Raw genomic sequence first — 12,018 nt, 5'->3', positions numbered from 1 at the left:
CGCGTCCTGTCAGACGGACAAAGGCAGCTGCAGCACCTCGAATTGCGGGATGCTCTCATCCTTGAACCGGATGGAATTTGAGGAAACATGCAGTCCCCGCACGACCTATGGAAGGTCGTAGGCCCGGACATAATCGATGAACATGTGGGAGGGATCAGGCGCCTGGTCCGCCGTCTTTTCGACCAGAGCGAGGTTGAGCAGCACATACATCGGCTGCCGGTGCTCGGGCCGCGTCTCTGCCTTCCAGACGAGTTTCCGGTCGAAATACATCCGGATGAACTCGGAATCGATCTTCACCCCATAGGTGTGAAAGTCCCGGGGATCGGCATCGTCAAACACCTCGATCCGGCTGAATTGGGAATCGTTCTTGTCGTCGCGATGCCAGACATGGATGACCGAGGAGTAACCGTCCGGCTTGTCGCCGTAAAATTCCATCACGTCTATTTCCGCCGTCGACGTCGAGCGATCCTTGCCGATCAACCAGAAGGCGGGCCATACCCCAGGGCCGACCGGCAGCTGGGCACGCATTTCGAAATAGCCGTATTGCTGGGCAAAGCCGTTGCCCTTCGTATCCACCGACGCAAGCAGCCCGGACTGCCAGTCCCCCTCCGGATCACGCTTTGCTTCGATCCTCAAGATGCCGTTCTCGGTCTTGAATGGTGTGCGCTCGCCGGGATTGGCGAAGCGGGCACCTCCGAAATCCCCGGACCACGGCGTGTGCGCGATCCATCGGGTGCCGGGCCCCCAGGCCGATACGCTCAGATCGTCAAAGTTCTCGTCGAAGGTCAGACGCATATCGTCGACGGGGAGCGCGTCGCCTGTGTCCCCGCCTGTGTATCCGTCAGCCGAGGCGCCAGATGCGAGCATCAAGATCCACAGACAACCGATGACAGGCCGGACGAAGCGCCGAACTGAAGAGCGGCGGGCCAAGCAACGGCGCGGTTCGCGAACAGATGGGGTCATGGCGGGAAACTAACGCGGCAGCCCGTCCGGGGTCCATTACCGATTCAGGCCGGGGCGCTATGCGAAAGGCTTAGCCGCAGGCGTAAATACGCGGCATGCCCCCTTTGATAGGATCGTTTCATGAACTGGAAATGGTGGCATGAGCTTTGAACTGATCGGCTTCGTTACCGTACTTGTGGGGTTGGGCGTGCTCATGGCGCCCATCCATTGGGCTTTGACGTTCATGGTCGTATCCACCACGCTCGGCTCGGCGGCTGCAATCGACCTTCCGGCCCTTGGCGGCGCATCCATCCTTGTTCCCAATGTCTTCCTGCTGTTTTTCGGCGTCAGGATCCTGATGGCTTATGGCGAAGGTCCGGTGCTGGCGGCCTTCGCGCCGGCCGGCTCCGGCTTCTGGCTGATGGTGCTCACGCTTTTCGGCGTGCTGACCGCGATCCTGTCGCCTCGCGTGTTCCAGGGAGCCGTCGATGTGATGACGGTCGAACGATCGGTCGGTGCGAGAAGTTTCATAGCGCTGTCGCCGCTCAGGTCTTCATCCAACAACATAACGCAGGCCGTCTACGCGCTCGGGGGGCTTGCCTGTTTCGGATTCTGCCACGCCTATCTGCGTCGCCCGGCGGCTCCGTCGCACCTCGTCAGCGCCATCCTCATTGCGGCAGCGGTCAATCTCGCCTTCGCCGCCGCCGACATCGTCACCTACTTCTCCGGCACCGAGTATCTTCTGAGCGTGGTGCGAACGGCAAACTACGCCCTTCTGACAGCGGCGGAAAAAGGCGGGCTGAAACGGATTTCTGGATCGTTCCCCGAAGCATCGGCCTTTGCCGACTACACCCTGGTCCTGTTCGCCGCGACGGCCAGCCTCTGGCTCGACCGGGTGCGCTCGCGCGTGACGGCAGCGTTGGCCCTTGCCTCGCTCGCCGGCCTGGTGTTTTCGACGTCTGCGACAGCGCTGCTCGGGTTGGCCGCCGTCTTCCCGTTTCTCTGGATACGGTCGATCGTGACGGTCTTCCAACGGAAAAATCCCGGACGCCCCGTGTTTCTCGCCGCCCTTTTCCTGATCGTGCCGCTCGTCCTGCTCACGGTCGTCAACATGTTTCCGGAGCTGGTGTCGACCGTTTACGACTTTCTCGATGAGATGCTCCTGTCAAAGGTCGACAGCCAGTCTGGCCGCGAGCGCGCAATGTGGAACGCGGCCGCCTATGAGGCCTTCGTCAACACTTTCGGCATGGGCGCGGGTCTGGGAAGCGCGCGCGCATCCAGCTATCTGCTGGTCCTCCTGTCGAATGTCGGTGTCCTGGGGCTGGTCATCTTCTGCATCTTTGTCGCAACCATCCTTTGCGCTCGCGTGCCGTCGGCCGCTCAGCAGCGTGTGGAAGGTCTTGCAGCGCTACGGGCAGCGAAAGCCGGATTTGTCGCCGCGCTCAGCACGTCTCTCGTTTCCGGCACCGTCTATGACCTGGGCCTGCTTTTCTACATCCTTGCCGGTAGCGTGTCGGCGCTGACATGCCTGCAGATCACCGAGGCGGCAGCACGCCGACCACGACTTGTCGGTGCGGCTAGCCCACGCCGCATGGGAGGCTCCTGATGAAGGTCGTCGTCTTCAACGTCAAATACAGCGAGAACCTCGGTGACGGCATTCTTGCGCAGTGCCTTGAGACCGCGCTCTCGCGCGGGACGAAAGGGCTGGAGGTCAAGACGATCGATCTCGCCGGCCGGACGGCTTTCGGCACAGGCGGTGGCGGGCGTCGCCGGCAATTGCTGAAGGTGCTGCAGGCGCTGCCCGCGTTCGCGCGCCGGCGGGTCGTCAAGCAGGCGCTCGCCCCGACACTGCGCCGATTGCAGATCGAATGGCAAAAAGAGATCGAGGCTGCCGATGCCGTCGTGATCGGCGGGGGAAACCTGTTTCAGGACGACGACCTGAACTTCCCGCTGAAGGTGGGAGCCGCGCTCGATTGCGTCAAACGCAGCGGCAAGCCGCTCGCTATCTATGCCGTCGGCACCAGCCGGGACTGGTCGCCACAGGCAAGACAGCTCTTCGGCAGGCTCGAGGAAAGCCAACTGGTCCATGTCTCGGTCCGCGATACGATCGCCAGCCGCAACTGGTTCGGCCATTTTCCAGCCGGCCCGCACGCCCGGATACTGCCCGACCCCGGATTGCTCGTTCGGGAGATCGTTTCGAGCCACGCGCTCGAGCCACTGAAGGCAGAGGACCGGGCGATCGGCATCTGTGTCACCGACCCGCTGATCCTGCGGCGTCATTCGGGCCACGGGTCGCAAGGAATTCCGTTTCGGCATATCGAAGACTATCATCGATTGCTGAGCATGATGCTCGAAGCCGGATACAGGATCTGTCTCTTCACCAATGGCGCGCAGGAAGACCAGACCTTTGCGCGGCGCATTCTCAGCGGTGACGGTCTCGCGGGGCAGATTGACAGCGGCAATCTCTATCTCGCCCCCCGCCCAAAAACGCCCGAGGAACTGATCCACATTATCGCATCGACGCAGGTTATCCTGGCGCATCGTCTGCACGCCTGTATCGCCGCCTATTCCCTCGGCGTGCCGCAGGTCGGACTCGGTTGGGATCCGAAGGTCGACGGCTTCTTCCAGTTCGTCGGCCGGTCGGAGTATTTTGCCGGTGTAGCCGACGTCTCCGCACAACACGTCGCCTCCTTGCTTGAGGAAGCGGCCCGCCGGGGCATCGATCCCGAGACCCACGCCTCCATCCTCAATCAGGCCCGCGACGGCATCTCGCAGCTGCGAGAATGCCTGGAGAAGCACCAGAACCACGGCGCGAACCGGAAGCCCCATCCTGCGGTTGTGTCGAATGAACAAGGCTTAGCCGGCTACGCCTGGTCGAACGGTCTCTGACGGTTGGGGGTTACGTACTCCCCGGCGTGAGGCAATTGGTACTACCCACACCCAAAGCCCAGGCGTTTCAGCCCCTTACCGTCCTACCCACCCGGCCGGATTAAGCTGATATCGATGTGATTTCCCACCATTACTAACCATCTTGGGTGATATTCCTAACCACCGGTTGTTTGCTATATACTTAAGTACAATCGAAAAGACCGAAGAGAGAGTGCGCCTTTATGGTGGGGCAACTTGGGGCATTTATAGGGTCGCAACAGCGCGGTGAAACGTCGAGTTTCGACACAAACCAACACAGGCCGGAACTCACCGTTGCGCGAAAGCGGGTGTTCCCGGCGGGCTCCATTCTGTTCGAGCCCGAGGGGAGGTCGTGCGTTCTGTTCTTCATCTCCGGCTGGAGTGTCAGTCGCAAGATTCTGGCGAACGGCACGCGGATCGTCGTCGAATTCATGCTGCGCGGAGACATGGTTTGGACCTTGTCTTCCGAGTTGACGCAAGAAACCATCCAGGCACTCTCGGACGTGACCGTCTATGAATTTGCCGTGCCCCCCGGCGCCAGTGGCCCCAATCTTTCGACGAGGATCCAAGAGAATTTCGTGCACGAGATGCTCAAGCGCCAGGTGCGAATGACCGAGCGGCTGGCAAGCATCGCGCGGCGCGACGCGCTGGAGCGCACCGGCCATCTGCTGCTCGAGCTGGCGGTGCGAGCCGGCAAACCGAGCAGATCAGGATTCGACGGTTTCGAATGCCCCCTGACGCAGTCAGACATCGGCGACGCTGTCGGGCTTTCGTCCGTACATATCAACCGCGTTTTGAAGGAGATGAGGTTGAAGGGGTTGTTATCTTTCAGGAATGGCATCGTCGAATTTCTCGATCGCCGACGATTGGCGGAATTGGTTGATTTCGACCCCGGCTATCTCCGCACGGACCTCGGTTGATTGATTGCGAATACGTTAACCTACGTTAATGCAGAGCAACAATATATGTGATCTGATTAGCAATATATAACAACAAAATCATGAGAGGAACCCGAAGGTATATTAATACTTATACTTGTATCTAGAATATTTACACCTGACAAAATAAGAATAAAAAGGAGAAATTTCAATGGATATTCGTACAGCGACAATTGCAAGAAACTCCACGACGCGACCGACATCCTTCCCAAGCGCATTGGAACAGCCCCTCCCCCAAGGCTTGAGCGGTTCGGACATGACGGATCAGGAAGAGGATTTCGACTACATCCTGCTCATCGACCCTCGCGCCCTCGACCGGGAATGCCTGTCGAAAAGCCTGACCGGATACGATCCAGGGCTGACGATCGTTACCGTCGGATCCTTTGACGAGTGGCGCAGCCGAAAGTTGCAGACCGACCCCTCGGCGGTTCTTCTGATCGTCGGCGGCGGCAAAGTGGGTGACCTTGCAGTCTGCGAAAAAATCGAAACGCTGGTTGAGAAGTTCAAATACAGCCCGGTGATCGTGGTCGCCGAAACGGACGAACTCGGCCAGATTCTCAAAGCGCTGGAATGCGGTGCCCGTGGCTACATTCCAAGCAATGTCGGGATCAATGTCGCTGCCGAAGCGATCGCGCTTGCGCGCGCCGGCGGCGTCTTCGTTCCGGCGAGCAGCATCCTGACGATGAGGGAGGCAATCAACTCGGTCGTGAACGGCGCCCGATGCTCTGACAGCCTGTTCACGCCCAGGGAAATCGAGGTTGCCGAAGCCTTGCGCCGTGGAAAGGCCAACAAGATCATCGCCTACGAGATGGATCTGTGTGAAAGCACCGTGAAGGTTCACATCAGAAACATCATGAAGAAGCTGAACGCGACCAACCGCACCGAGGTTGCCTACAAGATCCGCGAATTCATGAAGTAGGCTGGCGACAGCAGACACGCCGGCAGGTGTGTCTTGATGGCTGCCCGCTGAATAGGAACGAGATCGGCTGACATGTCTCCTGTATCCGGCAATTCGGCCGGTATGGGACGACATCAGCTGTATGGCGATGCCGCCATCGTGCGTCTTATCCGCCTCGGCAGGAACGTGTCGGGGAGGCTCCGTTGCGGCACACGCACCGGCGCATTCCGCTTGGACGTGCCTTGCCAAGGGCGCGGCGTGGTCCGTTATGCGCAAGCCTCCGTCAACGGCTTCCGGCACCATTGACGAGTTTGAGGATGAGCTGGTGAATATTGCCACCATCGCTGAGTTCGACGCGGTCGAAGTCCCGGCTTCTCTGGCGCTGGGCTACGGACAGTTCGCCGAGCCGCCTTGTCAGTTCGGCCCTGATCTTGCGGCAGTTGGGATCAGCGTCAACCGAGAGCCCCACCGATGTCATTTCGATTGCCTTCACCAGATCCTTGATGAAATCGCCGTGCACCAGTTCGTGGCTGCGAACGCCTGAGATAAAGGTTTCCCAGTTCTGCGCCATGGCGCCTTGCAGCGGCTTCGACGGCTTCGGCAGCGTGTAGGTGATGATGAGTTTCGGCTTGGCCGTAACAAGCGTGCAGGCGTTGTTGGCTTGCGGCTCGTATTTCCTGGTCCAGGTCAGCTTGAAATCCGTGTGGGCGATGGCGCGAACCAGTCCGCCGACCTTTGGGCCCCGCTCGCCGATCGATGCGTAGAGCTCAGCCCCGGTCTGGCCGGAGATCGCATAGGTGCGGGTCTTTTCCACCGCCTGCCACTCCGCATGCGCCATGGATGGCAACAAGAATGTGCAGAGCATCATGCTACACAAGAGAACGTCTAATTTCACCCGAATCCCCCGGAAGGCACTTCAATTCGGGCGACCCTACTGCATAATTCACTGATCGGCATCGGCTTAAGGAGAAAAGGGTATGCCGGCGTCGCGCGTTGCAAGCCACCTCCTTCGACCGGCATCTTGCAGGGCGGCCGGGCTTGCGCGGCATCCGGCCGACCTCCTCGCCGGTCACTGTCGTCCCATCGCCCTCGGGCACCTCGGGCTGGCCACAGCGACCAGCTCCTTAAGACATAGTCATCGCTATTCGGCCGCAACGGCTGGCGGATAGATCATCACCGCTGCGGGTTCGGCATCGTCCGCTTCAATGGTTTCCAGCTCGGTTTCCTGCCGCTTCGGCTCCCGGCCGAAGAACAGTGCGTAGCCGGCCGGCAGCACCAGGATCGTCAGAACGGTGGCGACAAGGATGCCGCCCATCATCGCATAGGCCAAAGGCCCCCAGAAGACGCCGCGCGAGATCGGGATCAACGCCAGAACCGCGGTCAGTGCCGTCAGCATGATCGGACGGAACCTGCGCACGGCCGAGCCGATGATGGCTTCGGAGCGATCCATGCCGGCGGCAATGTCCTGGTCGATCTGGTCCACGAGGATGATCGAGTTGCGCATGATGATGCCGAGCAGCGCGATAACCCCGAGAATGGCAACGAACCCGAAGGGCGCGCCGCTGATCAACAAGGCTGCCGCAGCCCCGATAATGCCAAGCGGACCGGTTGCCAGAACCAGCATCGCCTTGCCGAAATGCTGGAGCTGGATCATCAGCAGCACGACGATGACCGCCAGCATGATCGGCGCCTTGGCAGCGATCGAGCCCTGGCTTTCGGCGGCATCTTCCGCCCCACCCTGGATGTTGACGCTATAGCCGGGGGCAAGGCTGTCGCGCAGCGTCTGCATCTCGCCATACATCTTCAACGCCACGTCATTCGGCTGAACACCATCGGGCAAGGTGCCGCGAACGGTGATCGTCGGCAGGCGATCCCTGCGCCATTCGATGCCCTGCTCGAGCACGGGCACGACCTTGGCCACCTGCGACAGCGGAACGAAGCTGCCGAAATCGGTCGGAATGTAGATGGATTCCACCGACGACAGCAGCGCGCGGGTCGCATCCGGCTCGCGGGCGACGATCGACACGGTTTCTTCGCCATCGCGGAAATTGTCGAGCGGCACCCCGGACATGGTCGCCTGCAGCATCTGCCGGACGCGTTGCGAGGTGACGCCGAGCGCGCGGGCGCGATCCTGGTCGATCACCAGCTTCATCGCCGTCACCGGCTCCAGCCAGTCGTCATGCACCGCACCGAGTTGCGGGTTTTCCGCGAACTTCGCCTTCACCTGGTCGGCGATGCGGCGCACCTCCTGGCGGTCCGGTCCCATGACGCGCATCTGCACCGGCCAGCCGGTCGGAGGGCCGAGGAAGAGACGATCGACCTTGGAGCGGATCGAGGGAAAATCCTCGGCCAGGATCTTGCGCAGCTTGACGATCAGCCGCTCGCGCGCCGGCTCGTCATTGGCCATGATCAGCAGCTGGGCGAAGTTCGGATTGCGCAACTGCTGGTCGAGCGGCAGGAAGAAGCGTGGCGCGCCTTCCCCGATATAGGTTGCGATAAAGCGCTTGTCCGCATCGTCCATCATCCGCGCCTCGAGCGCCTTGGCTTGGGTCTCGACCTCCTTGATGCTCGTGCCTTCCGGCAGCCACAGATCGACGAGGATTTCCGGGCGGGACGACTGTGGGAAGAAGTTCTTCGGAATGAACTGGAACGCCCACAGGCTGATGAAGAAGGCGACGAGCGTCATCGACAGCACGATGACGCGGTGATGGACCGCCCAGGACACCGTCGAGCGCAGGCGGCGGTAGAAGCGGGTGTCGAAGACATCGTGATGACCGCCTGCGTGGGCGCGCTGCTTCAGGATCATGTTGCCGAGCCACGGCGTGAAGTAGACGGCAACGAACCACGAAACCACCAGGGCAATGCCAACGACATAAAACAGCGAGCGCACATATTCGCCCGCCGTCGAGGCGGCGAAACCGACCGGAATGAAGCCGGCGGTGGTGATGAGCGTGCCCGTCAGCATCGGGAAGGCCGTCGAAGAATAGGCAAAGCTGGCAGCCTCGACCTTGACGAGCCCCTCCTCCAGCTTGCGCTCCATCATTTCGACAACGATCATCGCGTCGTCGACCAGAAGCCCGAGCGCGATGATGAGCGCGCCAAGCGAGATGCGCTGCAGGTCGATGCCAAGTTCGTACATGATGGCAAAGGTGGCAGCCAGCACGAGCGGAATGGTGATGGCAATCACCAGGCCGGAGCGCCAGCCGATCGACAGGAACGAGACGACAAGCACGATCACCAGCGCCTCGCCGAGTGCCTTCATGAATTCGCCGACGGCTTCGGTGACGACTTCAGGCTGGTTGGCGATCTGGTCCACGGTAACGCCATAGGGCAGAGCCGCTTCGAAACGCTTGTAGGTTTCCTCGACGGCCGCGCCGACGTCGGTGACATTGAAGCCCTTGGCCATCACTACGCCGATCTGCACGCTGTCCTGGCCGTTGAAGCGGAACTTGCGTGAATAGGGTTCTTCCAGCCCAGAAGAAACGGTGGCGATATCGCCAAGGCGGGTCACCTGCCCGCCGGCCGAAAGGCTCAGGTTCCTGAGATCTTCGACCTTGTCGAGGCCCCCCTCGACGGCAATGCGCACCGAGCGCGAGCCGGTGTCGACCGAACCTGCCGGATCGACATTGTTCTGGCCGGCGATGGTGTTTCTGAGATCGTTGAGCGTCAGCCCACGCGCGGCCAGCACGTTCGAGGAGACGTCGATGTAGATCTTCTCGGGCTGGTCGCCGAGAATGACCGCCTTCTCGACGCCTGGCGTCGTCAAGAGCATGTCGCGCGCCTGGATCGCGAACTTCTTCAGTTCGGGATAGCTGTAACCGTCGCCGCTCAGCGAGTTGAGCGTGATGAAGGTGTCGCCGAACTCGTCATTGAAATATGGCCCAAGGAGCCCTTCCGGCAATTCGTTGGCGATATCGCCGACTTTCTTGCGGACCTGATAGAACGCGTCGGCCACCTCTTGGGCATCGGTGTCGCCCTCCACCTGCAGCGTGATGATCGCGCTTCCGGCGCGCGTGTAGGAGCGGACGAAATCAAGATGCGGGGTCTCCTGCAGCTTGCGTTCGATCTTGTTGACGACCTGGTCCTCCATCTCCTGGATAGAGGCGCCCGGCCAGAAAGCCTGCACCACCATGACGCGGAAGGTGAAGTCGGGGTCCTCCTTCTGCCCCATGCGCATCAGACCGAGCACACCGGTGATGATGATCAGGCCGAACAGGAACCGCGCGATGCTGGGATGGGCGATCGCCCAGCGCGAAAGATTGAAAGGCCGCTTTTCTTCGGTGGACTGGGACATCGGCTTCATTCCGCGGTTGGGTTGGTTCAGCGCGCGATTTCGGCGGCTGCGGTCTTGTCGTTTTCGGCGGACTGGCGGACGACATCGCCCGAAATCGCGACCTTGAGGTTTTCGGTCATGAACTGCGTGCCGGCTGCCACGACGAGGTCGCCGGGCTGCAGCCCGTCAATCACGCGTACGCCCTCGCCGGTAAAGTCCGCGACTGTGATCGTCCGGCTCTTCACGGTCTGGCTGTCGCGATCGACGACCCACACGGTTGTCCCGCTATCCTTTTGAGCCAGAGCGCTCAGGGGCACAGACATGCGGCGGTCGGCGTCGTCAGCCGAGGCCAGGATCGTTGCGGTCATGCCGAGCAGGACGCGCGGATCGTTGGGCAGGCTAACACGCACCGCAAAGGTTCGCGACGGCTGTTCGGCACTGCCGGCCACCTCGCGCACCTTGCCACCGAGTATCAAGCCCTGGTCCGACCAGAAGCCAGCCTTGACCGCCATGCCCGGCTTGAAATTGGCAACATCGATCTCCGGGACGGCGATCAGCACTTCCTTTTCGCCATCGACGGCGACGGTGGCGACAGGCGTGCCGGAGCCGACCACCTGGCCGACATCGGCGGCGATGGACGCGACGATGCCGCCGCGATCGGCCACCAGCTCGGTATAGGTCACCTGGTTTTTCGCCTGCGAGAGCGCCGAGCTTGCGGCGTCACGCGTGGCAACCGCCTGGTTATGGCCGAGTGTCGCCTGGTCCAGTTGTGCCTTGGAGGCGACATTCCTGGCAAAGAGCTGTTCGGCGCGCGCGCGGACCAATGCAGTCGTCTCGACCTGACGCTCGGCGGCCTCGAGGTTTGCGGCCGCGCTCTTGACCGAAAGGTCATAGTCCGTCGCATCAATGCGGGCGAGCGGATCGCCTGATTTCACCCGATCGCCGACATTGACCAACCGCTCGGTGATCTTGCCGTTGACGCGAAAGCCGAGATTCATCTCTGTACGAGCGCGTACAATACCGGAATAGCTCATCTGGCGCGATTGACCGGCATCGCCGATTTCGAGCACCTTGACCGGACGCACGACCGGCTTGGCTTCTTCAGCTTCCTCGGAGCAGGCCGCAAGCACGAGGGAGATCGCGGCAAGAAGGACGATCCTTCCGCTCCATGCGAAACGGCGATGGGTTTGAACGGGCAAAGGCATTTCCGCACTCCTAGGGTGGCAGCAGCCATACGGGTCACATCAGGGCCGTACGCAGTTTCGTCAGTTTTTCAGTGCCTTGATCGCAAACTCGATCAATTGCTCGGGCGTCGCCCGATTGGCCTTCGAGAGACATTGCGCCACCATCTGCGGGTGACAGAGGGTCACTGTCGCTGCCCCGAAACATCTGGAGGCGATGTCCGCGTCCTGCTCCGGGAATTCACCCGCCGCAATCCCCTCGCGGATCACCGCGGCGAAAAGGGCATGCAGACGATCGATGTGCATGTCGATCACGTGCCAGTCGCGCTCCATGGCGATCACGACCATTTCGTGCACCTTCTGGTCGTCGAGCATGACCTCGACCGTCAGCTGGTATTGCGCACGCAGATATTGCCGCAAACGCTCTGTTGCACTCAGCGGCAAACCACAGATGTCCTGAGCCTGCTGGTAGCTCGCATCCAGCAGGCGTCCGCAGATCGCCTGATGGATCTCGGCCTTGGAGGCGAAGAAGCGGTAGATATTGGCCGGCGACATGCCGAGATCGCGGGCGATATCGGCCACATTGGTCTTGGAATATCCGAAATGTCGAAACAGCCGCTCGGCCGCTTCCAGGATCCGAGAGACGTTTTCCTGATGCGCGACATTCAAATGATCGATGCTGTCGTCCATAGAGTTTTGCTTTCGATTTACGACTGACGATTTTCGTATTTCGTCAGTCGTAAATCGAAATTCGTCAAACGTCAATGAAGGAGATGCCCGTTTCACCTCACGAAGTGGTGTTCGAAACCGGCGGTCTGGGCATGTCGTTGACTCGACACGCTACGGTGGTTACTGCCGAACGCTTGAGGAGCAACCGCT

9 protein-coding genes are annotated in these 12,018 nt (G+C 60.9%); 4 read left to right on the top strand and 5 right to left on the bottom strand.

Annotation, left to right across the window (positions count from 1 at the left end; all coding sequences use genetic code 11):
- Window positions 1-105: 105 nt before the first annotated feature.
- The gene (locus BLJAPNOD_RS22025; RefSeq protein ID WP_077502582.1) at window positions 106-867 is read right to left on the bottom strand and encodes a glycoside hydrolase family 16 protein; all 762 of its coding nucleotides are present in this window, start codon (window positions 865-867) and stop codon (window positions 106-108) included.
- 235 nt (window positions 868-1,102) lie between these two features.
- On the opposite strand from BLJAPNOD_RS22025, the gene BLJAPNOD_RS22020 reads away from it, so the two are divergent.
- From BLJAPNOD_RS22020 to BLJAPNOD_RS22005, 4 genes are all read left to right on the top strand, one after another.
- The gene (locus tag BLJAPNOD_RS22020) at window positions 1,103-2,548 is read left to right on the top strand and encodes a hypothetical protein (protein ID WP_244611041.1); all 1,446 of its coding nucleotides are present in this window, start codon (window positions 1,103-1,105) and stop codon (window positions 2,546-2,548) included.
- Window positions 2,548-3,831, top strand: a complete 1,284-nt coding sequence (locus tag BLJAPNOD_RS22015) for a polysaccharide pyruvyl transferase family protein (RefSeq protein WP_115421493.1) — start codon at window positions 2,548-2,550, stop codon at window positions 3,829-3,831. Before BLJAPNOD_RS22020 ends, BLJAPNOD_RS22015 begins: the two co-directional genes overlap by 1 nt.
- Window positions 3,832-4,052: 221 nt before the next feature.
- The gene (locus BLJAPNOD_RS22010; protein WP_077502584.1) at window positions 4,053-4,769 is read left to right on the top strand and encodes a Crp/Fnr family transcriptional regulator; all 717 of its coding nucleotides are present in this window, start codon (window positions 4,053-4,055) and stop codon (window positions 4,767-4,769) included.
- Between the two features lie 274 nt (window positions 4,770-5,043).
- Entirely contained in the window at window positions 5,044-5,706 is a 663-nt protein-coding gene (locus tag BLJAPNOD_RS22005) for a response regulator transcription factor (RefSeq protein ID WP_173423293.1), read from the top strand.
- Window positions 5,707-5,968: 262 nt separating this feature from the next.
- Here the strand turns inward: BLJAPNOD_RS22005 and BLJAPNOD_RS22000 are convergent, their stop codons facing one another.
- The 4 genes from BLJAPNOD_RS22000 to BLJAPNOD_RS21985 form a co-directional block, all read right to left on the bottom strand.
- Window positions 5,969-6,553 carry a DUF922 domain-containing protein gene (locus BLJAPNOD_RS22000; RefSeq protein ID WP_244611088.1) on the bottom strand — a complete coding sequence of 195 codons (585 nt, stop codon included), beginning with the start codon at window positions 6,551-6,553 and terminating at the stop codon, window positions 5,969-5,971.
- A 273-nt stretch (window positions 6,554-6,826) separates the two neighbouring features.
- Entirely contained in the window at window positions 6,827-9,979 is a 3,153-nt protein-coding gene (locus tag BLJAPNOD_RS21995; protein ID WP_115421858.1) for an efflux RND transporter permease subunit, read from the bottom strand.
- A gap of 26 nt (window positions 9,980-10,005) precedes the next feature.
- Window positions 10,006-11,163 carry an efflux RND transporter periplasmic adaptor subunit gene (locus BLJAPNOD_RS21990; RefSeq protein ID WP_115421492.1) on the bottom strand — a complete coding sequence of 386 codons (1,158 nt, stop codon included), beginning with the start codon at window positions 11,161-11,163 and terminating at the stop codon, window positions 10,006-10,008.
- Window positions 11,164-11,223: 60 nt separating this feature from the next.
- Complete coding sequence (locus BLJAPNOD_RS21985; RefSeq protein ID WP_077502587.1) at window positions 11,224-11,829, bottom strand: TetR family transcriptional regulator; 606 nt, start codon at window positions 11,827-11,829, stop codon at window positions 11,224-11,226.
- Between the last annotated feature and the right edge of the window lie 189 nt (window positions 11,830-12,018).

Source organism: Ensifer sp. M14 (assembly GCF_003355565.1).
GTDB lineage: Bacteria > Pseudomonadota > Alphaproteobacteria > Rhizobiales > Rhizobiaceae > Ensifer.
Note: the sequence above shows the minus strand (reverse complement) of the source record. Positions and strands in the feature narration are given on the sequence as shown.